This is a genomic window from Sulfuriferula sp. AH1 (genome assembly GCF_002162035.1).
Classification (GTDB): domain Bacteria; phylum Pseudomonadota; class Gammaproteobacteria; order Burkholderiales; family Sulfuriferulaceae; genus Sulfuriferula.
Genome location: NZ_CP021138.1, coordinates 1830872 through 1855134 on the forward strand (window position 1 = coordinate 1830872; position 24263 = coordinate 1855134).

The 24263-nt window shown below is 55.3% G+C and carries 24 protein-coding genes; 12 read left to right on the top strand and 12 right to left on the bottom strand.

Annotation, left to right across the window (positions count from 1 at the left end; all coding sequences use genetic code 11):
* Positions 1–107: 107 nt before the first annotated feature.
* From CAP31_RS09360 to selD, 6 genes are all read right to left on the bottom strand, one after another.
* Entirely contained in the window at positions 108–365 is a 258-nt protein-coding gene (locus CAP31_RS09360; protein ID WP_087447283.1) for a BON domain-containing protein, read from the bottom strand.
* Positions 362–679 (bottom strand): hypothetical protein, encoded by a 318-nt coding sequence (locus CAP31_RS09365; protein ID WP_087447284.1) that lies wholly within the window; start codon positions 677–679, stop codon positions 362–364. The genes CAP31_RS09360 and CAP31_RS09365 overlap by 4 nt, the downstream gene beginning before the upstream one ends.
* A 222-nt stretch (positions 680–901) precedes the next feature.
* The gene (locus CAP31_RS09370; RefSeq protein ID WP_087447285.1) at positions 902–2263 is read right to left on the bottom strand and encodes a sigma 54-interacting transcriptional regulator; all 1362 of its coding nucleotides are present in this window, start codon (positions 2261–2263) and stop codon (positions 902–904) included.
* 18 nt (positions 2264–2281) lie between these two features.
* A complete protein-coding gene (locus CAP31_RS09375) occupies positions 2282–2815 on the bottom strand; it encodes a hypothetical protein (RefSeq protein WP_087447286.1) in 534 nt (177 codons plus the stop codon).
* On the bottom strand, positions 2812–4320 hold the full coding sequence (locus CAP31_RS09380; protein WP_087447287.1) for an ATP-binding protein: 1509 nt from the start codon (positions 4318–4320) through the stop codon (positions 2812–2814). The genes CAP31_RS09375 and CAP31_RS09380 overlap by 4 nt, the downstream gene beginning before the upstream one ends.
* 61 nt (positions 4321–4381) lie before the next feature.
* A complete protein-coding gene (gene selD / locus CAP31_RS09385) occupies positions 4382–5422 on the bottom strand; it encodes a selenide, water dikinase SelD (RefSeq protein ID WP_087447288.1) in 1041 nt (346 codons plus the stop codon).
* Between the two features lie 15 nt (positions 5423–5437).
* Between selD and mnmH the strand changes: the two genes are divergently transcribed.
* The 3 genes from mnmH (at position 5438) to CAP31_RS09400 (ending at position 11372) form a co-directional block, all read left to right on the top strand.
* On the top strand, positions 5438–6514 hold the full coding sequence (mnmH, locus tag CAP31_RS09390) for a tRNA 2-selenouridine(34) synthase MnmH (RefSeq protein ID WP_087447289.1): 1077 nt from the start codon (positions 5438–5440) through the stop codon (positions 6512–6514).
* A 121-nt stretch (positions 6515–6635) separates the two neighbouring features.
* Complete coding sequence (mgtA, locus tag CAP31_RS09395; RefSeq protein ID WP_087447290.1) at positions 6636–9395, top strand: magnesium-translocating P-type ATPase; 2760 nt, start codon at positions 6636–6638, stop codon at positions 9393–9395.
* Between the two features lie 102 nt (positions 9396–9497).
* On the top strand, positions 9498–11372 hold the full coding sequence (locus CAP31_RS09400) for a pyruvate kinase (RefSeq protein WP_087447291.1): 1875 nt from the start codon (positions 9498–9500) through the stop codon (positions 11370–11372).
* Between the two features lie 91 nt (positions 11373–11463).
* Here the strand turns inward: CAP31_RS09400 and CAP31_RS09405 are convergent, their stop codons facing one another.
* Genes CAP31_RS09405 through CAP31_RS09420 form a run of 4 tightly spaced genes read right to left on the bottom strand, consistent with a single transcriptional unit; the run spans position 11464 to position 14301 of the window.
* Positions 11464–11970 carry an efflux RND transporter periplasmic adaptor subunit gene (locus CAP31_RS09405; RefSeq protein ID WP_223247237.1) on the bottom strand — a complete coding sequence of 169 codons (507 nt, stop codon included), beginning with the start codon at positions 11968–11970 and terminating at the stop codon, positions 11464–11466.
* 26 nt (positions 11971–11996) lie between these two features.
* Positions 11997–13277, bottom strand: coding sequence for a TolC family protein (locus tag CAP31_RS09410; RefSeq protein ID WP_087447292.1), 1281 nt, complete (start codon positions 13275–13277; stop codon positions 11997–11999).
* Entirely contained in the window at positions 13277–13786 is a 510-nt protein-coding gene (locus CAP31_RS09415) for a thioredoxin family protein (protein WP_087447293.1), read from the bottom strand. Before CAP31_RS09415 ends, CAP31_RS09410 begins: the two co-directional genes overlap by 1 nt.
* A gap of 50 nt (positions 13787–13836) precedes the next feature.
* Positions 13837–14301 carry a TlpA disulfide reductase family protein gene (locus CAP31_RS09420; protein WP_087447294.1) on the bottom strand — a complete coding sequence of 155 codons (465 nt, stop codon included), beginning with the start codon at positions 14299–14301 and terminating at the stop codon, positions 13837–13839.
* A 47-nt stretch (positions 14302–14348) separates the two neighbouring features.
* On the opposite strand from CAP31_RS09420, the gene CAP31_RS09425 reads away from it, so the two are divergent.
* Positions 14349–15749, top strand: coding sequence for an aspartate ammonia-lyase (locus CAP31_RS09425; protein ID WP_087447295.1), 1401 nt, complete (start codon positions 14349–14351; stop codon positions 15747–15749).
* Positions 15750–15805: 56 nt separating this feature from the next.
* On the opposite strand, the gene CAP31_RS09430 is transcribed toward CAP31_RS09425, so the two are convergent.
* The gene (locus tag CAP31_RS09430) at positions 15806–16372 is read right to left on the bottom strand and encodes a YqhA family protein (protein WP_087447296.1); all 567 of its coding nucleotides are present in this window, start codon (positions 16370–16372) and stop codon (positions 15806–15808) included.
* 152 nt (positions 16373–16524) lie between these two features.
* On the opposite strand from CAP31_RS09430, the gene CAP31_RS09435 reads away from it, so the two are divergent.
* On the top strand, positions 16525–18099 hold the full coding sequence (locus CAP31_RS09435; protein ID WP_087447297.1) for a hypothetical protein: 1575 nt from the start codon (positions 16525–16527) through the stop codon (positions 18097–18099).
* Here the strand turns inward: CAP31_RS09435 and CAP31_RS09440 are convergent, their stop codons facing one another.
* The gene (locus tag CAP31_RS09440) at positions 18100–19263 is read right to left on the bottom strand and encodes a YihY family inner membrane protein (protein ID WP_087447298.1); all 1164 of its coding nucleotides are present in this window, start codon (positions 19261–19263) and stop codon (positions 18100–18102) included. It lies immediately after the preceding gene.
* 89 nt (positions 19264–19352) lie between these two features.
* Here CAP31_RS09440 and wrbA point away from each other — a divergent pair, with 89 nt between their 5' ends.
* The 7 genes from wrbA (at position 19353) to CAP31_RS09475 (ending at position 24183) form a co-directional block, all read left to right on the top strand.
* On the top strand, positions 19353–19964 hold the full coding sequence (wrbA, locus tag CAP31_RS09445) for an NAD(P)H:quinone oxidoreductase (RefSeq protein WP_087447299.1): 612 nt from the start codon (positions 19353–19355) through the stop codon (positions 19962–19964).
* Positions 19961–20314 carry a DUF2069 domain-containing protein gene (locus tag CAP31_RS09450; RefSeq protein ID WP_087447300.1) on the top strand — a complete coding sequence of 118 codons (354 nt, stop codon included), beginning with the start codon at positions 19961–19963 and terminating at the stop codon, positions 20312–20314. Before wrbA ends, CAP31_RS09450 begins: the two co-directional genes overlap by 4 nt.
* A 15-nt stretch (positions 20315–20329) precedes the next feature.
* Positions 20330–21616: a serine--tRNA ligase gene (gene serS / locus CAP31_RS09455; RefSeq protein WP_087447301.1), complete on the top strand. Its 1287-nt coding sequence runs from the start codon at positions 20330–20332 to the stop codon at positions 21614–21616.
* On the top strand, positions 21616–22284 hold the full coding sequence (locus CAP31_RS09460; protein ID WP_223247238.1) for a DUF1345 domain-containing protein: 669 nt from the start codon (positions 21616–21618) through the stop codon (positions 22282–22284). Before serS ends, CAP31_RS09460 begins: the two co-directional genes overlap by 1 nt.
* A gap of 108 nt (positions 22285–22392) precedes the next feature.
* Complete coding sequence (locus tag CAP31_RS09465) at positions 22393–22842, top strand: universal stress protein (protein WP_223247239.1); 450 nt, start codon at positions 22393–22395, stop codon at positions 22840–22842.
* Between the two features lie 319 nt (positions 22843–23161).
* Entirely contained in the window at positions 23162–23524 is a 363-nt protein-coding gene (locus tag CAP31_RS09470; RefSeq protein WP_087447303.1) for a hypothetical protein, read from the top strand.
* The gene (locus tag CAP31_RS09475; protein WP_157662724.1) at positions 23521–24183 is read left to right on the top strand and encodes an extracellular solute-binding protein; all 663 of its coding nucleotides are present in this window, start codon (positions 23521–23523) and stop codon (positions 24181–24183) included. The genes CAP31_RS09470 and CAP31_RS09475 overlap by 4 nt, the downstream gene beginning before the upstream one ends.
* Positions 24184–24263 lie beyond the last annotated feature (80 nt).

Consider the following 24263-nt stretch of genomic DNA (forward strand, 5'->3'; position numbering starts at 1 on the left):
TCGAAGTGCAATACCCAGTTCAAGGCGTCGCATTCGTCAAATGAATTAGGCAGACAGCCTCATCAGGTCTGAGCCATCGCGGACGACCACGATGGCACACAGTCCATTCAGCTGCCCTGGCTATTCAATTTCTTTGGAATCAGATGGTTAATTACCCCGTTCACACCCTCAACACCAGCGGCAATCTGACCAGCTGTAGCGATCTGTGCAACAGCAAGCGGTTTATTGCTGTCATCGACTACGCCACTCAACTGGACTATGCCGCTGTGGGTCTCGACATGTATCTGCAAGGCTTGCACTACAGCATTCTTATGCAACCCCGTTTTAACTTTTGCAGTTACGATGCTGTCGTCGAGGGTGTTCATTGCTTTTTTGACGGGGAGATTTTCAAGCGCTCGTTAACAGCCGCCGCCTTGATATATTCGTCATTGCTCAAATTGCCGTCATGATTGCCATCGGCAGCATCAAAATCCTGCGTGACCATGCCCATCGCTATTGCTTCTTTCGGGCTGACAAAACCGTCCTGATTGGTATCGTATTGCTCGAACGAACGATCATCCTTGGGCGCGACCATTCCAGTGGCATGGGCAGCATCCATTGCGCCGATTATGAGTACCGAACCCAGTACAACCCCTTGCGCCATTTTGTTGAATAAAAAGATAGGACCAGCATTGCCCATGAAAAAGCTCCTTGATTATAAATACAGCAAAATCGCTGACATTACATAGAGCATTTCCCATGCCAAAAATTATTTTGCCTATAAAACAGCATGTTACATGACATTAACACCATCCGCGACTCGTAAAAGTGTCGTTGCACAACTACACGAACCCAAGGAAATGATGGTAACAGTTTGAAAAATAACAGATTTGTATTGTCGCTGAACAACGACACGCAAGAGTCAATCAGACGCACGCTTGAAAACCGAGGCATCCAGATTATGACGTTCCAGCAGCTTGTAAAACTCGGTACGGTTGCGCTTGGCGAGGCGCGCCGCTTGCGTCATGTTACCCGCCGTCATTTTTAATACACGCACCAGATAATCCCGCTCGAACTGTTTACGCGCTTCTTCGAAAGAAACCAGCTGGTCTTCTTCCTTGTGCATGGCCTCATACACCAGGGTAGGAGAAATCAGCGGAGTGGTCGACAGCACGACGCATTGTTCGACGACATTCATCAGTTGCCGGACATTACCCGGCCAGGCAGCGCCCACCAGCATCTCCATCGCCTCCGGCGCAACGCCATTAATGGGTTTGTTATATTTCCTGGAGAGTACCCCCGTGAAATAGTTGGTCAGCAACGGAATATCCTCACGCCGCTGCGACAGCGCAGGGATCGTCATTGCCACCACATGCAACCGGTAATACAGATCTTCGCGGAAATTACCGGCGGCGACTTCGGCTTTGAGATCGCGGTGAGTGGCGGAAATAATACGCACGTCCACTGGTATCGTATGCGCAGACCCCACCGGGCGCACCTGTCTTTCCTGCAATACGCGCAACAGCTTCACCTGCAATAGCAACGGCATGTCGCCGATCTCGTCCAGAAACAGCGTACCGCCTTCCGCTTTCTGGAACAAACCCATATGATCGCGTACAGCGCCGGTAAAAGCCCCTTTGACATGACCGAACAGCTCGGACTCCAGCAGCTGTTCCGGAATCGCTGCGCAATTCACGGCAACAAAAGGCCGATTGCCGCGTTTGCTGGCTTCATGAATCGCATTTGCGAGCAATTCCTTGCCGGTACCGCTGTCACCGTGGATCAGTACGCTCGCATCACCCTCGGCAACCAGCTTGGCCTTGGTCAGCAAATCTTCCATTACCGCACTCTGGGTAATAATCTTCTCTCGCCATATGCCTGAAAATTCGTCGCTTTGGTTATAAAGACTCGGCGACAAGCGCAGTCCTTTGACCACCTGCGCCAGCAGTGCCTTGCTGTCAAACGGTTTGGACAAGTAACCGAATACGCCGCGCTGCGCCGCTGCAACCGCATCGGGTATCGTACCGTGCGCGGTCAGGATGATGACGGGCAAAGTCGGGGTAGTACGATGGATGTACTCAAACAGCGCCATGCCGTCCATTCCACTCATGCGCATGTCGGTAATGACCAGCTGAGGCCGCGAGACGTCCAGACGGTTAATGGCAATTTCTGCACTTTGTGCGGTTTCCACTTCGTAACCGGAAGCGGTCAACCGCATGGACAGCAGGTCCAGCAAATCGGTATCGTCGTCGACGATCAGGATTTTGGGGTTAGATACGGTCATATCGGCTTATTCTGCAAATCAGCGTTGATCCCTGCGGATGAGATTTTTTTCCATGTTTTTGATGGCGTTGACTTTATCCTGCAATCCATCAGCGCGCTTTTGCTCATCCTTCCATTTCTGAGTCAGATCCTCAGAAGTACGCTGCTGCTCGGTAAGCGAAGCGCTCAGCAAGCTTGCCAGACCATGCAAACCGGTATTGGTTGAATGCGTATCTTTCAGCATCTCGTTAACCAGTGCAAGCGCGGCCGCATTATCGTGAAATGTAGCATTCGGCAATGAAAGCAGCAACGCGACCCGTACCCTGTTCACGTCGTTTCTGGTTTGTGCCAGATTTTGCCGCGCCTTGTCGTATTCCCTGGCAAGCTCCGCCGGCTGCTGTTTGCGCAAATAATCGTAATACAGCAGCAACTCCTCAGCCTGGCTGGTCACAATCAATGATGGCACCCAGGCTGCATTGGCCGAACGCGGCTGACTGGGCAGAGTGGCGCAAGCGCTCATCAGCATTGCCAATGTCACTACCGACAAAATCCGGGGGCGGCAAATACGGTTCATACATTTTCCTTAATATCATGCAGTGGCAAATCGAGACGAAAGTGTGCTCCCACGCCTGATTCAGGCAAAAGTTCGATGCTGCCGCCATGCGCGAGCACATATTCGCGGGCAATGGACAAGCCCAATCCGGTGCCTTGGGTAGCACTCTCGGACGGTGCACGACGTCCCTGATAAAACGGATCGAACAATTTCGCCCGATCCGCTTCATCAATGCCAGGGCCGGCATCAGTTATATCCAGCTGCAATCTATCGCCGATTTGTTGCGCGCTGATCGCAATATGCCCATTACGGGGAGAGAATTTCACCGCATTGGACAACAAATTATCCAAAACGGTTTTAATTTTTTGTTCATCGCACTCGAGCATCAGCTCAGGTAAAGCGAGATCGACCTGCAACGCCTTGTTCATGATCGCGAGCTTATGATCCTGCAATACCGCATCAAGCATTGTCCTCAGATTCGCAAACTGTTTGACCAACACGGATTTTTCATGCTGCAAGGCACTAAAACTCAGTAAATCCTCGATACGCCGCTGCAATTGTACACTGTTGGCGTGGAGGATATCAGCTACCTGTTGCTGCTTGGCATTCAACTCGCCGACGACCCCTTCCGCCAGTAAATCCGAACCTTCCCGTAAGGCAGTAAGCGGCGTTTTAAGTTCATGCGACACATGCTGCAAGAACTCGGTTTTTTGCGCTTCGACTTCCAATAGCCGCTGCCGCATCCAATCCAGCCGCTCGCCCAGATATTTCAGATCTTCCGGCCCTTGTACACGGACCGCTTCTGACAACAGCCCTTGTCCCATATTGCGGATAGCTTCATCAATCTGGCGAATGGGACGCGTAATCAACACGGAAAAACCCAGTGCCAGCAGAATGGCAAACGGAATCAGCGCCAGCAATTGCCAGCCCACGACAGAACGGGCATGTCCGGCCATCGACTGCATGGCATCCACTTCATGCTCGATAAGCGCGTAACCCGAGGAGGAAAAAGCATGTGCCGAATCCAGCAATGGCACGAAATCACCAACCAGATCATGCAGATCATCAGGCGTCGCGTGCGAGACCATTACCCGTTGATAAATTGCCATCTCTGCTGACCGCAACTTCTCCAGCGCCTGCTTCAGATCATCCCGCAAGGAGAGTGCCGTCAGGGTGGAGGCCACATCCACAAATTTCTCATGCGCCTGGAAATAGCCTTCAAGCAGACTATCATCATTCAGGATGACAGTTTGCCGGATACTGCGCTCCATGGCGGTTATTTCGTCAGCCAGCACACGGCTGCCATGAGCGATTTGCGCAGCCTGATATACTGCTTTCCGGCTTTGCGTCGCAAGCTGATCGATGGAAATGGCACTATTGATCAGCGCGACGATAAGCGGCAATGCGACCAGTGCAAATCCGATCAGAATCAGTTTCAGAAAAGACTGAGGATTGCGCCGTAATAATCCCAGATAATTCGAATCGAGCTTCTCGTCTTGTTTTTCCGGTGTTACTTGCACATTCATTACGTCATCCCTTATTCGTGGCTCCGTCAGCCAGGCGACCGCACATCCTGATCGAACCGACTCAGCGCACTCTAACTTTGGCCTCTCCGTTCTTCAATTCGCCGATCACGCAGGCGTAACCGAAACCTTGCTGCCTGAATACCTCGAGCACGCCGCCAACAGCCCCGGGCGCACAAGTGACCAGCAGACCGCCGCTGGTTTGCGGGTCGCACAACAGGTTCTTCTGCCAAGCCGGCATGGCGTCCAGCAAACTCACGTCATGCCCGTAACTATTCCAGTTGCGGGCGGCAGCGCCCGGCGCATAGCCTTGTTTGGCCAGCTCCAGTGCCACCGGCAATACCGGCAAGGCAGCGAAATCAATTTCCGCAGCCAGCTTCGACCCTCGGCATATTTCCAGCAAATGTCCGAGCAATGCAAAACCGGTCACATCGGTCATGCCATGCACGGCAGGATTATCGACCAGAACCGAACCCGGCGTATTCAGCTGGGTGGTACTGGCCACCATCTGCCGGTAACCTTCGTCAGACAGCTCGCCTTTCTTCAGTGCCGCACTCATGATGCCGATACCCAGACCCTTACCCAGAATCAGCACATCACCGGCCTGCGCCTGATTATTGCGTTTTACCTTGTCGGGATGCACCAGCCCCAACGCCACCAAACCGTAAATAGGCTCTGGCGAATCGATGGAGTGACCGCCAGCAATGGGGATGCCGATCTTGGCACACACCGACTCGCCGCCCGCGAGGATACCCTGGATCACCTCCACCGGCAGCTTGTCGATCGGCATACCGACGACTGCCAGGGCAAAAATGGGATAGCCGCCCATGGCATAGATATCGGATATGGCATTGGTCGCGGCGATCTGTCCGAATTCGAACGGATCATCAACGATAGGCATGAAGAAATCAGTGGTCGCAATAATGGCCTGACTGTCATTCAAGCGATATACTGCTGCATCGTCACTGGTTTCGGTTCCCACCAGCAAGTTCTGATTGATCAGCCGGCTGGGCATTTTCGCCAGAATCTCACTGAGCACCGACGGCGCAATTTTGCAACCGCAGCCGCCGCCGTGAGAGAATTGTGTTAATTTGATCTTGTTCATTTATTAAGGCATGCATTGAGAAAAGTTACTCCCGCTACCGTAGCACACCTGGCCGATTTTGACGAGATTATCGACGTACGCACACCAGCCGAATTCGCAGAAGATCATATTCCCGGCGCCGTCAATTATCCGGTACTCAGCAACGAAGAACGCGTCATCGTCGGCACGCTATACAAACAGGCGTCTGATTTTGAAGCCAAAAAAGTGGGGGCGGCGCTCATTGCCCGCAACATCGCCAACCATCTCGAAGCCCACTTTGCCGACAAACCCAAAAACTGGCGCCCGCTGATTTATTGCTGGCGCGGCGGCAATCGCAGCGGCGCCATGGCACATATCCTGAATCAGGTGGGCTGGCGCGCCGGCAAACTCGAAGGCGGCTATAAAAGCTACCGCAGTGCGGTACTTGAAGAACTGGCGACCTTGCCGGACAAATTCAGACTCAATGTGGTGTGCGGTCTGACCGGCTCCGGCAAAAGCCGGTTATTGCAGGCTCTGCACATGCTCGGCGCCCAGGTCCTGGATCTGGAGCAGCTGGCGGCGCATCGCGGTTCCATCCTGGGCAACCTGCCGGATATTGCACAACCATCGCAGAAGATGTTCGACAGCCTCATCTGGTGGCAATTACGCCAGCTCGATCCCGAACGACCAATATACATCGAAGCCGAAAGCAAGAAGGTAGGCAGGCTGCGTGTACCGGAAGCGCTCATCTCCGCCATGTGGCTCGAACCGAAATGCCTGCGCATGGAAATCAGCAGCGAACACCGCGTGGCATTGCTGAAATCCGAGTACGGGCACTTTCTGCAAGATCCGGCCAGCCTCAATGCCAAGCTGGAATTCCTCACTCGCACCTACGGCCACGAGCAGATCGGCAAATGGAAAGCACTGGTAAACAGCGGACAGTGGGATACACTGGTACTGGAACTGCTGGAAAAACATTACGATCCGTTTTACACCAAATCCATCACTCACCATTATCCGGACTACGACCACGCAGCCACAGTGATGGTGACCGACATCAGCGAAGCAGGCATGCTTGCACTGGCACGCACCATCCTCGAGCAGCACCAGGATGATATGAGCCGGTCATCCTGAAACCAAAACCTCCAGCCGCATATGCGTAAAATGCAAAATGGATGACTGAACGCTGACCGTCAGCCAGAAGACAACTGAGCATGACATAATCGTGCCGCTCGATTGATGGGGGAATGACCGGATGAATCCATTAAAAAAATTCGTTGTACGTCTGACGCGGCCTCGCGCCATGAGCCGGCATTTCCGCCGGTTAACGATACTGGAATCGATCACCGGCACCGGTGTCAGCAAGGAAGTGCCGCCCACTCTGGCACAAACGCTATCTGCTGCCGCTACCGCCGATACCGACATTTTACTGCGCGAGCTCGGCTCGCACATGGAAGGCCTGACCGCCAACCAGGCCGACCAGGTACGCGAGCACGTCGGCCCCAATGAGATCGAGCACGAGAAACCGCCATCGGGCTGGTATCACCTGTGGCATAGCTACCGCAATCCGTTCAATCTGCTGCTGTCGCTGCTGGCGCTGGTGTCTTATCTCACCCATGACATGAAAGCCACCATCGTGATCAGCAGCATGGTATTGCTGTCCACACTACTGCGCTTCTGGCAGGAAACAAAATCCAACAAGGCCGCAGACAAACTCAAGGCCATGGTGAGCAACACTGCGACCGTGCTGCGTCGCGACCTGGCCGCAGATGCCGCGGAAGAAGCCCTCCAGTATTTCAACATACAACTCCACCCCAAGCCTGCCAGCCGAGTCGAGCTCCCGATCAAGAAACTGGTGCCGGGCGATGTGGTCATCCTCTCGGCCGGCGACATGATCCCGGCGGATTTGCGCGTACTCAATGCCAAGGATCTGTTCCTGAGTCAGGCAGCGATGACCGGCGAATCGCTGCCGGTAGAAAAGTTCGCCCACCATGGCAATCCCGCAATCACCAACCCATTAGACCTCGACAATATCCTGTTCATGGGTACCAACGTGGTCAGCGGCTCGGCCACGGCGATCGTGGTCGCTACCGGCAGTCACACTTATTTCGGCGCACTGGCGCAACGCATGACCGCCACTGACCGTGCACCCACCGCCTTCCAGGCCGGCGTCAATAAAGTCAGCTGGCTGCTCATCCGCTTCATGTTTGTGATGGTACCGCTGGTATTGCTGATCAATGGTTTCACCAAGGGTGACTGGGTCGAAGCATTCCTGTTTGCGATGTCGGTTGCGGTCGGATTGACGCCGGAAATGCTGCCGATGATCGTCACCTCGACACTGGCAAAAGGCGCCGTGGTACTGTCACGCAAGAAAGTGATCGTCAAGCGCCTCGACGCGATCCAGAATTTCGGCGCAATGAACGTGCTGTGCACCGACAAGACCGGTACACTGACGCAGGACAAGATTTTCCTGGCGCGCCATACCGACGTGTTCGGCGAAGTCTCCGATCAGGTGCTGGGCTATGCTTATCTCAACAGCTACTACCAGACCGGCCTGAAAAACCTGCTCGACGTCGCCGTGCTCGAGCATGCCGAGGTGCACCGCGACCTCAATGTCATGCAGCATTACCGCAAGGTGGACGAGATCCCGTTCGATTTCCAGCGGCGGCGCATGTCGGTCGTGGTGTCAGAACGCGATGACCACCATGAACTCATCTGCAAAGGCGCGGTCGAGGAGATCCTGAATGTATGCAACCGCGTCCAGCATGGCACGCAAATCGAACCGCTGACGCCGGCATTATTGCAGCAGGTCAATACATTGACCGCCGCGCTCAATGCCGAAGGCTTGCGCGTCGTGGCTGTGGCGATGAAGGAGACCCCACCGACCAAAGAGGTCTATAGCGTAGCAGACGAATCGGACCTGATACTGGTCGGCTATATCGCCTTTCTCGACCCGCCCAAGGAATCCACAGCCCCCGCCATTGCCGCCTTGCAGGCTCATGGCGTCACCATCAAGATCCTCACCGGCGATAACGAGCTGGTGACCGCCAAGATTTGTCATGAAGTGGGTCTGCCGATGCATGGCGTGCTGCTCGGCTCAGCCATCGAGGCACTGGATGATGTTGAACTGGCAGCTCTGGTAGAGCAATATAATGTTTTTGCCAAGCTCTCCCCCGCGCACAAGGAGCGCATCGTGCGCCTGCTCAAGACTAACGGCAATGTGGTCGGCTTCATGGGTGACGGCATCAACGATGCCCCCGCGCTGCGCGCTGCCGATATCGGCATCTCGGTCGATACCGCAGTGGATATCGCCAAGGAAGCGGCCGACATCATCCTGCTGGAAAAAAGTCTGATGGTGCTGGAAAAAGGCGTGGTCGAGGGCCGAAAAACCTTCGTCAACATGCTCAAATACATCAAGATGACCGCCAGCTCCAACTTCGGCAACGTATTCTCGGTACTGATTGCGAGTGCTTTCCTGCCGTTCCTGCCCATGCTGCCGCTGCATCTGCTGGTGCAGAACCTGCTCTACGACGTGTCGCAGATTGCAATCCCCTTCGACAATGTCGATGAAGAATTGCTGAAACAGCCGCAGCACTGGAAACCCGGCGACATCAGCCGCTTCATGATCTACTTCGGCCCGATCAGCTCGATATTCGATGTGAGCACCTTCGCCATCATGTGGTTCATATTCCATGCCGATAGTGTTGCCAGCCAGACGCTGTTCCAGTCCGGCTGGTTTGTGGAAGGACTGCTCTCGCAGACCCTCATCGTGCACATGATACGCACGCGCAAGCTGCCATTCTTGCACAGCCGTCCTGCCGGTTTACTGGTGTTCATGACCGCTAGCGTAATGCTGCTGGGAATATTCATCGTCATGGGGCCATTTGCGCATTACTTCAAGCTGCAGGCATTGCCGCCGGACTATTTCCCGTTCCTGCTTCTGGTGCTGATCGGCTATGCAGTATTGGCTCAGCTCATGAAAACCCATTATGCACGGCGTTTTGGCTGGCAATAACCGCGCTGTTACCGGCGCCGGCAGCATGTAACCAAGTTTTCATAAAGCCGTCGTACACTGGGGTTCATCCCGCACCGACCACGAAAATCCGGATTATCTATCATGCCGCAAGAGCAAACCGATGTTGCTGAAATCAAGACCTTGGCGCAGCAGCTGGCGGCATTGCGCGATGCCACCCTCGCCACCCAGGCCGAACTGATAGCCCGCTGGCAGCCCTATCTGCACAATCCGCAATATCAGCCCAGCGCTGCCAATCTGGCGGCCTACATCGGTCTGCGCCGTCATGATCTGCGTCAGCTGCAAAGTCGTCTGAGCCGCATCGGCCTGTCATCACTGGGGCGCTGCGAAGGTCACGTGATGGCGACTCTGGATGCCGTCATCTATGCCCTGGCCATGATGGACAAAGCGACGACATTGGCGAGCCCGCTGCCGGACATCGATCATGCCATCACCCGGGACCAGATGCTGCTACGCCATAATACCACCCGGCTATTCGCCAATGCCCACAACAAACACGGTACATTGATGATGGTGACCATGCCCAGCGCAGCGGCGGACGATTACGATATAGTGCGTGAAATGCTGGAATCGGGCATGGACTGTGCCCGGATCAACTGTTCACACGACGATGCCGACGCATGGCGGCAGATGGTGGCCCATATCCGCCAGGCCGCGCAAGAAAGCGGGCGCGAATGTCTGGTGATGTTCGATCTGTCCGGCCCGAAACTGCGTACCGGCGAGATGGCAGCCGGCCCGCCGATTTTGCATATCAAAATCAAACGCGATGACATGGGCAACCCGCTATATCCGACCCGAATCATCCTGGATGGCTCGGGCAATCCGGGCTGCCCTGCCACTGGCGACAAATTGGGGCACGCCCAGCTCGCGCGCCTGAGCGTTTCGGCAAAATGGCTGCAAAGGCTCAAACAGGGTGACCGCATCAAATTTCATGACGCGCACAAACGCAAGCGCGAATTCATCGTTATTCAGCACCTCTCGCCACTGCAAGTCATGGTCAGTTGCAAAAATGGAGCCTATATACCCCCAGGCACCGTACTCGAACATGTGAACACCAAACACCAGCACGCCCGGGTTAATACCGGCGATTTCGTCGCAGCGCCGCAACGCATCCATGTCATGCAAAATGATGTGCTGCTGCTGACTCGCGCCCAACTGCCGGGACAAATTGAACAGCGCGACGCAACCGGCAACAACATAAGCCCGGCGCGTATTTCCTGCTCCGAACCCGATGTATTTTCGTATCTCCAGCCGGGCCACAGCGTGTGGATAGATGATGGCCGCATCGGTTGCCTGATTGAGCATATCGATGCCACAGGTGCCTGGCTGCGCATCACCCAGGTTCGGCCCAGTGGCGAATTCATCGAGGCACAAAAGGGGCTGAATTTTCCTGACAGCTCGCTCAAGCTGTCAGCACTCACGGCAAAGGATATGGAGGATCTGGATGTCGCCGTGCGCCATGCCGATATTATCGGACTGTCATTCATCCAGCATGCCTCAGATATGGATCTGCTGCACATGGCACTGGCTGAACGCAATGCCGGCCAACTCGGCATCATAGCCAAAATCGAAACGCAGGAGGCGGTAAAAAACCTGCCGGATATCATCATCCGTGGCGCCGGTCATGGCGCATTCGGCATCATGATCGCACGCGGCGACCTGGCGGTGGAAATCGGCTATGAACGGCTGGCGGAAATACAGGAAGAAATGCTGTGGCTATGCGAAGCGGCGCACATTCCGGTGATATGGGCAACGCAGGTACTGGAAAGCCTGGTGAAGCTGAACTTGCCCTCCCGTGCCGAAATCACCGATGCCGCGATGTCCGGCCGCGCCGAGTGCGTGATGCTCAACAAAGGCCCGTACATCCTGCATGGCATGTCGGTGCTGAATGAGATCATCACCCGCATGCAATCGCATCAGGACAAGAAAACGCCGCAGTATCGGGCGCTGCACTGGTAATCCTCAAAAAGGTAGGGGCAGTTTCCTGCCAAATGACCGTTTGCGCAAAACTCCACACCCTACCGATTTGCGCAAACAACTCACTGTTAAGTCATTTACTCAAGATAATCAGCGTAGCCGGTTGCAATTCGGCCGACACGACCATGCCCGGCTCGGCCAGGCGCTTGCTTATGGTACCTTCAAACGGAGCGCGCAAGGTGCTGTATTCGAGGTTTTTACGCGCGACAAGCAAACGGGCTTGCGCTTCCTTGTACAGGCCATTTGTACGCGAATAACGCACCTGCGCCTGCTCCAGCTCGGTGGTGGAACTGACTGCGCGGCTGTATAATTCCTTGGCACGCTTAAGATCGCGCTCGGCTTCCTGCGCATCCGCCTGCAAACGCTCCACGCTGCCTTCCGCTTCCATCACACGCGCCTGGAATATGGCATCATCCAGCACGACCAGCTTTTGCCCTTTTTTCACACTTTGCCCCTGCCGCACCAATACCGTCTTGACCACACCGGACACCGGCGTAGTGAGCGCCACATCAACCGCTGCCGCGGGCAGACTCGATGTCAGCAGAATCATCCCGACGCATGTCATCAACCATTTATGCATACTCATCATTATCGACCCTTAATCAATTATTTGGCGGCAGCGAGCTTACTTAATTCATTAACCGGTTCGCCGGTCAGTGCGGCCAGGCGCGCGACCGCCAGCGCCAGCCTGTATTCCACACCCCGCGTCCGCTGTTCTGCAACCATGGTTTGCGCCATGCTGTCGCCCAGATTGGTTTTCAACTCCAGCTCATATTCGGCACGACTGCGATCCAGTGCGATGTCGCGATAGCTGGCTTGCTGTTTTGCAGCAGGGCGGGCGCTGCTGCGCAACTGATTGATTTCCAGCATGGTTTGCAATAAAGCCTGCGACAAGCTCATCTTCAAACCCGCTGTTTCCGCCTGAAGTTTGTCGAACTGGGCCTGTTCGCGCGCAATGCGTGCATCTACGCGACGCCCCTGGTAAATCGGCCAGGTCATAACCAGTGCACCGCTCACGCTGTTGCGCGTCATCGCATCGCGACTGTAGTCGCCCGCCTCGAACTCGGCATTCAGCGTGGGGGATGTTTCGTGGCGCAAGCTGTCGAGGCGCTTCTGCGCAGCGATCAGCAACTGTTTTTGCGCCAGCCATGCCGGATTATGGTCCAGCACCACAGGCAACAGCGCTTCGTATTCGGGAAGTTTGACATCGTTATCCGCCAATACCGGATCTACCAGATCAGAAACCAGTTCGCCGGGACGATTCATCGCATTGGCCAATGCGCTGCGTGTCAGACGCTGGCGAGCAAGACTGGCATTGCGTTTTTCACGTATATCCTGGTATTTGGCTTCGAACACGGCGAGATCAGGGCGAGAGATTTGTCCGACTTTAAAGCGGTCACGCGCATTGTCGAAACTCACATACGCCACAGCCATGAATTCGTTATCGGCAGCATACTGCTGATCGGCAATGAGCACATCGAAATACCGTGCCATCACATCCAGCCTGTGCTGATCCCGGCTGCTTATCAGCGCCTGCTCACGCGCGGCAAGCTCGGCATCGGCGGCATCGACCGCACTGCTGGTACGGGAAAAATCGTACAGCGTCTTGCGCGCAATCACATGCCCGACGTTATCCGGACTCCAGCCGGTATTGCCTAACGTGGGCCGGCCCTGGCGCAGCGCGCCTTCCACCGTAACAGTCAGATCCCGTCCGGCGCCGGCAGCCGTCACATCGGCCTTCGCACCGGCCACATCGGCCTCAGCCATCGCCACATCGGGATGAGACCGATCGGCGGACGCCAGTGCATCTGCCAGCGTCAACGGCAATGAATCGGCAAAACAGGCGCCGCTGAGACCCAGCAGCGTAATGGCAACCCAGCGGCGCATTACTTGATGCTTGCTTTATAAGCGGAGAATGGTTCCGTTTTATAGGCGCCATCGACCACATAGCGCCCGAGCAACAGAAACTCAGCAGCGTCCCTGGTCGGACCGGTAAAGCGCGTCACCGGATCACCCTGATTATCGAAGAAAATAAAAGTAGGCGTGGCGCGCGCGCGATTCTTCAATGCAAAATCCTTTTCCGTGGTGTTTGCGCCCTTGAAATCGGTCATCGGGGAGTCGCCTCTGACGTCCATTTCATAGATCAGGAAATGTTTACGGTAGTAATCCTGCACTTCGGATTGACTGAGTATCGTGGACTCCATGCGTGCGCAGAACGGACAATCTTCCTGAACGAACATCAGCAACACTCCAGACTTGCCGGTGTGTCGCGCGGTCTCAAGGTCGGCCTTGAAATCGCCCAGCTTGGGCTGGAAGAAATAATCCTGCACACTGCGCATTTCCGCCGCCGCAGTCGTCGCCCACAATAATAACGCGATACCCACTAGTCGTAACATATTGACTCCTCATTGTTTTATTTTTATGGAGCGTTGCAAAACCGGCCCGACTATTTTTTCACCGGTTTCTTGCCGTTGATGTATTTTTCCACAGCAGCCTTGGTCAACGCCCCGACCTGATACGCCACAATCTTTCCTTCCGGGTTATACAGGTAGGTTGTAGGCAGTCCCTGCACCTCGCCTATCTGTGATGCTATGTTAGCGTTACCTAGCACAATCGGATAGGAGATAAACATACTATCCGCAAATTCGGTAACCTGTTTCGGATCGCGATAATCCATCGCAATGCCAATCACCACCAGCTTGGTTTTGCTGTATTTTTCATGTAGCGCGATCAAATCGGGGATTTCCTCCAGACACGGCGGGCACCAGGTTGCCCAGAAATTCACCAGCACCCATTTGCCCTTATAGGCGTCCAGACTTTGGGTGTGCCCCTTGGTATCGGTGAAACTGAATGCCCAGGCCGAAGTAGCCATGAACGACAATGCGATAATAACCAATGCTCGTTTTAACATGAATAAAATCCTATAATCCTGTTTTTCAAATTAGCCGCCGTTCATTCATGACTGACTACCGTATAGAAAAAGACTCGCTAGGCGAGTTCAAAGTTCCTGCCGATGCCTGGTATGGCATACAAACAGCCCGTGCCGTGGAAAATTTCCCCATTTCGGGACGCATGCCGGACATCGATTTCGTCCGCGCCCATGTGCAGATCAAACTGGCTGCTGCCCTGGCCAATACCCAGCCAGACTGGCTGACCGCCACCCAGCGCGACGCTATTGTAGCCGCTTGTGAACGGGTTTTGAATGGCGAATTCCTCGATCAGTTCGTGGTCGACCGTTTCCAGGCCGGTGCCGGCACCAGCCACAACATGAATACCAACGAAGTCATTGCCAATATTGCCAACGTCGCCCTCGGCGCTGAAAAGGGGCAATACGCTCCCATTCATCCCAACGACCACGTCAATATGGGGCAATCGACCAACGACACCATCCCGACCGCGATTCGTCTGGCGCTGCTGGCAAAACTGCCGCGCTTGCTGAACGTCATCGAACACATGGCCAGCGCCTTTGACGACCTTGCCGTTCAGGAGCGCGACACGGTAAAAAGCGGACGCACCCATTTGCAGGATGCCGTGCCTACGACATTAGGCCGGGAATTCGCCGCCTATAGCTGGATACTGCGGCGCTGCGCAACCAATCTGGCCAACGTACGTCCGTTGCTGTGTGCTACCGGTCTGGGCGGCTCGGCTGCAGGCACCGGGCTCAACACTTCACCCGACTACGCCCAACGCGTCGCTCGCGAATTATCCGTGCTCACCGGCGAAACCATCACCGTCGGCAATCTGGCCGCACAAATGCAGTCGATGTCCGACATGCAGACCTTGTCCGCTGCCATCCGCGGCGTGACGCTGGAACTCACCCGCATCGCCAACGATCTGCGCCTGCTTGCATCCGGCCCGCGTACCGGCCTCGGCGAAATCACACTGCCCGCGGTGCAACCCGGCTCGTCCATCATGCCGGGCAAGGTCAATCCGGTCATGTTCGAAATGCTGAATCAGGTCTGTTTCCAGGTGCTGGGGCAGGATGCCGCCGTCGCCTACATGACCCAGGCAGGACAACTGGAGCTCAACGTAATGATGCCGGCATTGGGCTCGGCTCTGTTCGATGCGATGGACTGGCTCACCAATGCGGTGCGCGTCGCGACCGACAAGAACCTCAAGGGCCTTATCATCAACCGCGACCGTTGCGACCGCTTCATCCATGACAGCGTCGGTCTGGCCACGTTGCTGAATATCCGCATCGGCTACATGAAAGCGGCCGAGATCGCCAAGGAATCGGAACAAACCGGCAAGCCGGTACGCGAAATCGTGGCTGCACATGGCCTGATGAGCGAAGCCGAATTCAACCAGCTGGTACTGGCGGCCGCCCACGGTGTAGGCAGCGGCGGCGGTGGCGGTTAAACGCAGCCCGTAAAAAAGCGGTGCACTTGCACCGCTTTCCGCTTGCCCGTGCGCTATCAATGCTCGGATTTCGTGTCTGCCTCTTCGCTATCTTTGCCGTGCGATTCCGAAGCATGAGTGAAATACAATGCCACGCCGATCAGTGCAATCGCCCCACCCAGATACAACAAGTCCAATGGCTCATTCATCGGGATTTTGAGTGCCTTTTCAAACAGGTTCACAATCAGGATCATCAGCACCACTTTAGCCAGACGCTGCTTCAAGTCATCCAGATTGTTGATCACCAATATCTTGCTGGAAGCACGGCTACCGTGGGCTTCATCGATATCGCTGACAAATAGCTCATACAATCCCAGCGAGAAGATCAGCATGAACGTTGCCAGCAAATAGCCGTCCACGACCTCGACCACGTGAGTTATGGTTTCATCGTGCAGGGCCTTGCGCGCTTCGCCGGCCAAACTGCTATCGGCATAATGCAGCACATGCTGAACCAGATACACCACATCGACCGTCGCCATGTACATGACGACCAAGGCTGCCGCCATGCTCGCCAACACCGCGAACACAACCATGTAACGGCTACGCCACAATGCCCCTTCAAATAAATATTCCATAAATTTCATACGATTACCTTTGTAAAATTCAATTTTTCGATATGGGCGCCGCTCACCGGCATCACGCCCGGTTTGCCAATTTTACAAGCCATGAAATAAGTCATACACTCTCAACATAAACTCACCCAAATCATGACCAAATAATAATTGATGTGCGCATTATGACGCCAGGCTTTACGATCCCGACTCCCGACACGCGACTTGCGCATCTCACCGAGACGCGCCCCAGACATTTGCAGACATGGCTGGAAAATCTGCACGTGAGCGACCCGCAAACGGCTTCGCAGGCCATTTTAGCATCATTATCCGCCCTTAATCGCCAACCGTTGTCCGGTGACATCCGGCTAAAGCTGCTCGCGTTGTACCGGAACACCATCCAGACCCAGGTCACCATGTTACAGCTGCAGCTGTCCGGGAGCATGCTGCCACTTTCCGGGAAAGCGGATGCCCAGACTCGCCTGGCCCGGGAGCTGCTGCTCGAACTTGGCCACGGCTACAAGCTGGTGCTGATGGATAATAACACCAGCCTGTTAAATTTTTACAGCAAACCGGATACTGCACCAATCATCCATCAGCTGCTGTTGACCCAGCAGCGGGTGCTGGAATTATGCTACGAGATGTATGCACCCGTACCTGCAGGTTTATGGCTGGAAATCCACCGAACCTATCAATACGCAGATGAACTCGGGGTAACGCAAGCCACCGGCAGCGATGACCCGACCGCCTCCATCGTCCACGCCTATCAGCAAATATTGCTGATAGCGCTAGCCGACCCTTATCATCTGATGCAAGGGGAACTGGCACAAGTCATCGAATTGACGCGCGAATACGCCTTGCTGGGCGAAATCCAGTCAACGAGTTCTGCCACCAGCAATATATTCACCCTCAACCTGACCGTTGATGCGCCACCACATATCACTACCCGGCTGGACATCAAGGGACAGAACGACCCCCTATGCTTTTTCAGTACTCACAAGCTGATCGAGCATCTGCTTTACCTGCTCGCCAAGCTCGAATCCGGCGCACCTCCCGCTGCCCTAGGTTTGCCTGCAGCAGCGGCTGAGCCTGAATATCGCCACTTGCTGCATCACTTGATTCACAGCTGGGGAATGCCACATTTACGGCGCTTTAACCGCTATAACATTCAACCCAGCAATATTGAACTGGGTCTTGGTCTGCGCACGATCCACGCCCTGCTCGGCAATAGTGAAACCACCAGCATCAGTGACGATACCTTCATTGAAATCACGATGAACAGCTTTGCCCTGCCCGAACACAGCAGCCGCAATCATTACGTCGCCAAATGGCAAATATTGAATAACAGTGCTCAGGGACATACCTTGCGCACAAAGGGTACGCCGCCCGCTCATATCAAGGTAGGCGAATTGATCGCCATACGTGAACGGGCAGGCGATCAGTGGAATCTATGCGTCATCAAATGGATCAAGAATATCGATACCGGCACCGTCGAAATCGGCGTCCAGTTACTGCCGCCACACGCTCGCCCCGTTTCCGTATACAACCCGCTCTCGCCTATCAAAAATGTTCAGCCCGGCATGCTGTTTCCCGAAAACGACATCCTGAAACAGGATAACCTGCTGCTCGCCCCACACGGCATCTACATGAAAAATGTGCGCATGGATCTAATCACCGATACCGGCCGGATCATCATGCCGGGGAAACTCGTCTTGCAGACACAATCTTTCGATTTGTTTGAATTCAAGACCGTATCCTGATCACTCAGCCTGCCATTGACTCAGACTCAATTGCGGCTGTTGCGCCAATTTCGCCAGCATCTGCGGGTGATGCGGAGACAGAAACACCAATCGCTCAAACACCTCACGCACGATAATATGATCCGGGTGCGTAGCCAGGGCCCAACCCTTGCCGGAACGCAGCACCCAGTGCGCATCGGCAAGCAGTTCCAGCACTTGTTCCAGCTGATCCCAATTGGTCTGGGTACGTGTCGCCAGTTGCCTGACCGTCAGCACTTCCCCCTGCTGCTGCGCCGACGCCAACTGCTTGAGTATCGCCAGCGCACTAAAAAATTTGCTGCCTGGCACCTGCTTGCCCGCCTCGTGAGCGACCAGATAATACGGTAATGTCGCGGTAATCGTCGCACCCAGCAACACCATCATCCATGACAAATATATCCACAACAGGAACAACGGCAAAGCGGCAAACGTGCCGTAAACCATCGTATAGGATGGAAAATGGCTGACATAGGCGGAAAAAAGCAGCTTCATCGCCTCGAAACTCAGTCCCGCCACCAGCCCGCCTATCCAGGCATGACGCGCCGGTACATAGCGATTGGGCACTGTCAGATACAACATGGACATCGCACTGACCGTTAACAGCACCGGAACCAGCTTCAGCAAAAACAGACTTATCCCGTGCACCTGATGCCCGAGTCCGAACGCAAGACTCGCCAGATAGGAAGTCACATACAAACTTGTTCCTATCAGCAAGGGGCCGAGCGTCAATATCGACCAGTACACCAGAAAGCGCTGTGCCAGCGCCCGCGCACGCTGCACGTGCCAGATGCCATTGAGCGCATGTTCGATCGTCTGCATCAGCATGAATGCCGTTACCGCGAGCAATACCGTACCGATCGCCGTCAGTTTCCCTGCATTTTCCGAGAATTGGAACATATATACCGTGATCACCTTGCCGGCGGCTTCCGGCACCATATTATTGAGCAGGAACACCTTGAGGCTGGTAGAGATTTCGGTGAAGGCCGGGAACGCGGAAAAGATCGTCAGGCCTATTGTGATCAGCGGCACGATCGCCAGCAGCGACGTATACGTCAGACTGGCCGCAGTCTGGTTGGAACCGTCGGCGATGAAGCGTCTCGCGACCAGCCACAGAAAATGATAAAGACGCAGCAAATGAGTGTTCATGCGAACGAGTTTAATGGATAACGCTTCCAATCACCAGAACCGCGCCTTCTCGCGTTATAATCTTGCCAATCAATCAGCATAAAGCCACCATGCACGACATCCTCGTCCTCTACTACAGCCAGCACGGTTCCACCCGGACGCTCGCCCAAGCCATCGCGCGCGGCATCGAATCCGTTCCCGGTGCACAAGCCCGGCTGCGCACTGTACCCAAGGTCGCTGCGGCCATTCAGGTCGCGGCACCGCCTGTTCCTGACTCCGGCGCACCTTATGTCGAACTTGGGGACTTGCACGAATGCATCGGCCTGGCGCTGGGCAGCCCGACACGCTTCGGCAACATGGCGGCACCGATGAAATATTTCCTGGACGGCACTGCCGCGCTGTGGATGCAAGGCGCGCTGGCCGGCAAACCTGCCGCCGTATTCACCTCGACCACCACCATGCACGGAGGTCAGGAAAGCACCTTGCTGTCGATGATGCTGCCATTGCTGCATCATGGCATGCTGCTGGTCGGCATCCCCTATACCGAAGCCGAGCTCACCAATACAGCCAGCGGCGGCAGCCCATACGGCGCCAGCCATGTCAGCGGCGGCAGCAACAGCACGCAGCTCACCGACGACGAACGCAAACTGGCATTCGCACTCGGCAAACGTCTGGCGCTCACCGCCCTCAAACTCGTCACCCCTACAGAAAGCCGCACATGAACCGCATCAGCACCACCTGGTTACAAAACATCAGCATTGCCAGCCTCATCGCGCTGATTTTCCTGTCTGTCGCCTGGGAAGGCTGGCTGGCCCCACTCAGACCCGGCGGCTCCATGCTCATCTTCAAGGTATTACCGCTGATGGTGCCGTTATTCGGCATCCTGCATGGCAAGCGCTACACCTATCAATGGTCGTCGCTGATGATACTGGTGTATTTTACCGAAGGCGCAGTGCGCGCCTGGTCGGATCACGGCCTGTCGCAAATGCTTGCGTCGATTGAAGTCGCCCTGACCGTCATTTTCTTCTTTGCCGCCATTTATTACGCGCGCGCCACCGGACGCGCCCATTAACACACAGGGAACACCATGCTAGACATCCAACTGCTCCGCAACGATCTGACCAGCGTCGCCGCACGTTTATCCAGCCGCGGTTTCGAGCTCGACACCGCCGAATTCGCGCGTCTCGAAGCCGAACGCAAAACCATACAGACCCTGACCCAGGAACTGCAAGCCAAGCGCAACGCCAGCTCCAAGCAGATCGGCATCGCCAAGTCCAAAGGCGAAGATGCCAGCGCAATCATGGCAGAGATCGCGCATCTGGGCGACGAACTCAAGGCCGCCGAAACTGCACTGGCAGCCTTGCAGGCACCACTCAATGCGCTGCTGATGAGCATCCCCAACCTGCCGCATGAATCGGTTGCCATCGGCAAATCCGAAGAAGACAACGTCGAAATCAGCCGTGTCGGCACACCGCGCAGCTTTGACTTCCCGGTCAAGGATCACGTCGAACTCGGCGAAAAGCTCGGACTGGATTTCGAGACCGCCAGCAAGATCGCCGGCGCCAGATTCTCACTGTTGCGCGGCGGCCTGGCCAAACTGCACCGCGCACTGGCGCAGTTCATGCTCAACACCCATACCGATGCCCATCAATACACCGAAGTATATGTACCCTACCTGGTAAATGCCGAATCCATGCGCGGCACCGGGCAATTACCCAAATTCGAAGAAGACCTGTTCCATGTGCCGCGCACGGATGCAGAACAGCTCTACCTGATACCGACCGCCGAAGTCCCGGTCACCAACATGGTCCGCGGCGAAATCGTGCCGCGTGAACAACTGCCGCTCAAATTCGTCGCTCACACCCCATGCTTCCGCTCCGAAGCCGGCGCTTACGGCCGCGACACACGCGGCATGATCCGCCAGCATCAGTTCGACAAAGTCGAGCTGGTTCAGCTGGTCGAGCCGGAACACAGCTATGCCGCACTGGAATCCCTTACCGCCCATGCCGAAGCCATTCTGCAGATGCTCGGCCTGCCCTATCGCAAGATGGCGCTGTGCACCAGGGACATGGGATTTTCCGCCGCCAAGACTTACGACCTGGAAGTCTGGCTGCCGGCGCAGAACACCTACCGCGAGATTTCATCCTGCAGCAATTTCGAGGCGTTCCAGACGCGCCGCATGCAGGCCCGCTTCCGCGGCGAAAACGGCAAACCGGAATTACTGCACAGCATCAACGGCTCGGGGCTCGCCGTAGGGCGTACGCTGGTAGCGATACTGGAGAACTGCCAGCAAGCCGACGGCTCCGTCACCATCCCGGAAGCGCTGCGCCCCTATATGGGCGGGATCAGCACGCTGACTCCGACAGCAGGCTGATGCAGTCAATAACCGCACTGCGCAACCTCAGCGATCACCAGCGCGTCAGCATAGCGATTATCGCCGGCGCCATGGTGATGCTGGGGCTGCCCGGCAGCGTGCTGGCCGATACCCGCCTGATCGCCGGCTGGGATGCGGGAGCCAGCATGAGCCTGTTACTCGCCTGGCTGACCATGGCAGGTGCAGATGCGCAGACGACCAAACGCAGCACCCATGACAAAAGACAAAGCAGCACGGCTATCTTGTGGCTGGTTACCCTGGCAGCACTCGCGAGCCTGTTGACCCTCATCTTCCTGTACAAAACCGAAACCAATGCCGGCTCGCTGGAAAAGGCTGTCCATATCGGGCTATCGGTGCTGGCGTTAATGCTGTCCTGGCTGCTTATCCATACCCGCTTCGCCTTTCACTACGCCCATCGCTACTATGTCAGCGGCGGGCCGCACAATACCAAGGAAATCGGCGGGCTGGATTTTCCCGGCGACAATGAACCGGATTATCTGGATTTCGCCTATTTTTCCTTCGTAATCGGCATGACTTCGCAAGTATCCGACGTCGCTGTCACCTCGCGCATCATGCGCCGCCTCACCCTCATGCACGGCTTGCTCGCCTTTGCATTCAACATGGCCGTACTGGCGCTCAGCATCAACATCGTCGCCAGCATCATCTAAAGATACGCTCCATCCGTACTGCTCATTTGCCGCAGCACACTGCAATCCTGATTGCATATGTGATGTCAGATGCTAGACTCAATACAACAATCCAACTCGGGGAGACGAATGATGTATGCAAAAATCCTAACTGCCGTCGATGGCAGCAGCACTTCCAACAAGGCACTGGATGAAGCGATACAGCTGGCCCGACAGCACAAGTCGAAGCTGCGGCTGGTACACGTAGTGGATACCGCGATGATCGACCTGGACAATGGCGGCCTGTTATCGATGCCCGAAGTAATGATTGCCTTGCGCGAGAGCGGCAACAAACTGCTTAAAAAATCCGCTGACCATGTAACACAAGCCGGAATCGGTGTAGAAACCGCACTGCTGGAAACCCTGGGCGTCACCCGGGTCGCTAGCGAAATCGTCGAGGATGCCAGGAAATGGCCGGCAGATCTGATCGTGCTCGGTACCCATGGCCGGCGCGGTTTCACCCATTTGTTACTCGGCAGCGTAGCCGAAGACGTGGTGCGCATGGCAACCATGCCGGTACTGCTGATACGCGGCAAGTAAGCTGTATTAAACGCGTTAACCGCCATCCGGATACGGTAGCAATCCGGACGGCAGGACAGTAATTGATACCGCCCTTACTGTCAGTTAATCGAAGCCCGCACAACCCTGTGGATATCATCGGGCAACCTGTTCAAGCTCATACTCCCCTCATAATATCGAATGGTATTTCCCTCCCATTACCCCTTCCTCAACCACCTGATATGCTGAATTCAGGCGCATACTCAGCCCGCATTTTTTGCATGCGGAACTTTGGCTGTAATTGCCTGCCTAGCTTTTTCCCCGGACATCCGATCAAATCTACGCTATTAGAGGATAAATCATGCAATTAAATAAACTGCTTACTGCATCCGTGGTATCCCTGCTCTGCATGAGTATCAATACGGGCACTGCCGCCGCAGCCGATGCTGAACAGCCTGCCCAGCAGAATCCCGCCGCCAAAAAATTCGAGATGATTCCTGCCAACAAGGACGATGATCTCCGCGTATTCTATCCAGACGGCAAGGTAATCAAGGGCGAGACCGCATTGCAACTGATGCAAGCCAGCAAACCGGGCTTGACCATCTGGTTGGCGGGTAATCAGTTCTTCGCTATGGAAGATGTCATTCACGCTTTTCAGAAACAGCACAAGGATATAGTGGGCGTCATCACCATGCCCCCGGCAAGGTGCTGGATGCGATCATGAAGGGCGGCTGGACTTACAAGGACAAGGATTATGCAATATCGCCGGATGTGTTCGGCATGGTCGATATGGGTTCCGTGAAGAAGCTCAAAGACGCCGGCAAGGGCCAGGATTACGTGACCTACATGCACAATCAGCTGGTGCTGATGGTCGCTGAAGGCAATCCCAAGCATATCAAGGGCATCACCGACCTCGGACGCCCTGACCTCCAGGTGATGCTGCCCAACCCGGTCACTGAAGGCATCATGAAGTTCTATGCCAAGAAGGTTCTGGAAAATAACAGCCTATGGGAAAAACTTTCTGCCGGCAAGGAATGCCAGGCCTGCAACGGCGCACCCAATGTCTACTTCAGCTCCGTCCATCACCGCGAGATTCCGGCAGGCATCAAGGCAGGCAAAGTGGATGTGGGCATCGTCTGGGCCACGGAATACAAGAATGCGCTGAAAGAAGGCCTCAAGGTAGGCGTCGTAACCATGCCCGAGAAGGACAGCATGAAAAACGAAGTGAATTACATTGCTGGCAACATTCCAGGTACGCCCCATGAAAAAGCTGCAAAGGCATATCTGAAGTTCCTGGGTAGCAAGGCAGGACAGGCTGCTTACGCGAGCCACGGCTTTATCGAGGCATCCAGGGACGAACTCAAAGTCCGTCAGGTTCAATAACGGATTGCAGTCATCTAATGTGGGAACAGGCTTGATTCGCCTGTTCCCAATCACCCATAAATAAAGCGGAACATTGTGTT

What these genes read in the sequence shown, in the direction of transcription:
- CAP31_RS09360 (WP_087447283.1), bottom strand. Translation starts at nt 365, where the DNA reads ATGAACACCCTCGACGACAGCATCGTAACTGCAAAAGTTAAAACGGGG.
- CAP31_RS09365 (WP_087447284.1), bottom strand. Translation starts at nt 679, where the DNA reads ATGGGCAATGCTGGTCCTATCTTTTTATTCAACAAAATGGCGCAAGGG.
- CAP31_RS09370 (WP_087447285.1), bottom strand. Translation starts at nt 2,263, where the DNA reads ATGACCGTATCTAACCCCAAAATCCTGATCGTCGACGACGATACCGAT.
- CAP31_RS09375 (WP_087447286.1), bottom strand. Translation starts at nt 2,815, where the DNA reads ATGAACCGTATTTGCCGCCCCCGGATTTTGTCGGTAGTGACATTGGCA.
- CAP31_RS09380 (WP_087447287.1), bottom strand. Translation starts at nt 4,320, where the DNA reads ATGAATGTGCAAGTAACACCGGAAAAACAAGACGAGAAGCTCGATTCG.
- selD (WP_087447288.1), bottom strand. Translation starts at nt 5,422, where the DNA reads ATGAACAAGATCAAATTAACACAATTCTCTCACGGCGGCGGCTGCGGT.
- mgtA (WP_087447290.1), top strand. Translation starts at nt 6,636, where the DNA reads ATGAATCCATTAAAAAAATTCGTTGTACGTCTGACGCGGCCTCGCGCC.
- CAP31_RS09400 (WP_087447291.1), top strand. Translation starts at nt 9,498, where the DNA reads ATGCCGCAAGAGCAAACCGATGTTGCTGAAATCAAGACCTTGGCGCAG.
- CAP31_RS09405 (WP_223247237.1), bottom strand. Translation starts at nt 11,970, where the DNA reads ATGCATAAATGGTTGATGACATGCGTCGGGATGATTCTGCTGACATCG.
- CAP31_RS09410 (WP_087447292.1), bottom strand. Translation starts at nt 13,277, where the DNA reads ATGCGCCGCTGGGTTGCCATTACGCTGCTGGGTCTCAGCGGCGCCTGT.
- CAP31_RS09415 (WP_087447293.1), bottom strand. Translation starts at nt 13,786, where the DNA reads ATGTTACGACTAGTGGGTATCGCGTTATTATTGTGGGCGACGACTGCG.
- CAP31_RS09420 (WP_087447294.1), bottom strand. Translation starts at nt 14,301, where the DNA reads ATGTTAAAACGAGCATTGGTTATTATCGCATTGTCGTTCATGGCTACT.
- CAP31_RS09425 (WP_087447295.1), top strand. Translation starts at nt 14,349, where the DNA reads ATGACTGACTACCGTATAGAAAAAGACTCGCTAGGCGAGTTCAAAGTT.
- CAP31_RS09430 (WP_087447296.1), bottom strand. Translation starts at nt 16,372, where the DNA reads ATGAAATTTATGGAATATTTATTTGAAGGGGCATTGTGGCGTAGCCGT.
- CAP31_RS09435 (WP_087447297.1), top strand. Translation starts at nt 16,525, where the DNA reads ATGACGCCAGGCTTTACGATCCCGACTCCCGACACGCGACTTGCGCAT.
- CAP31_RS09440 (WP_087447298.1), bottom strand. Translation starts at nt 19,263, where the DNA reads ATGAACACTCATTTGCTGCGTCTTTATCATTTTCTGTGGCTGGTCGCG.
- wrbA (WP_087447299.1), top strand. Translation starts at nt 19,353, where the DNA reads ATGCACGACATCCTCGTCCTCTACTACAGCCAGCACGGTTCCACCCGG.
- CAP31_RS09450 (WP_087447300.1), top strand. Translation starts at nt 19,961, where the DNA reads ATGAACCGCATCAGCACCACCTGGTTACAAAACATCAGCATTGCCAGC.
- serS (WP_087447301.1), top strand. Translation starts at nt 20,330, where the DNA reads ATGCTAGACATCCAACTGCTCCGCAACGATCTGACCAGCGTCGCCGCA.
- CAP31_RS09460 (WP_223247238.1), top strand. Translation starts at nt 21,616, where the DNA reads ATGCAGTCAATAACCGCACTGCGCAACCTCAGCGATCACCAGCGCGTC.
- CAP31_RS09465 (WP_223247239.1), top strand. Translation starts at nt 22,393, where the DNA reads ATGATGTATGCAAAAATCCTAACTGCCGTCGATGGCAGCAGCACTTCC.
- CAP31_RS09470 (WP_087447303.1), top strand. Translation starts at nt 23,162, where the DNA reads ATGCAATTAAATAAACTGCTTACTGCATCCGTGGTATCCCTGCTCTGC.
- CAP31_RS09475 (WP_157662724.1), top strand. Translation starts at nt 23,521, where the DNA reads ATGAAGGGCGGCTGGACTTACAAGGACAAGGATTATGCAATATCGCCG.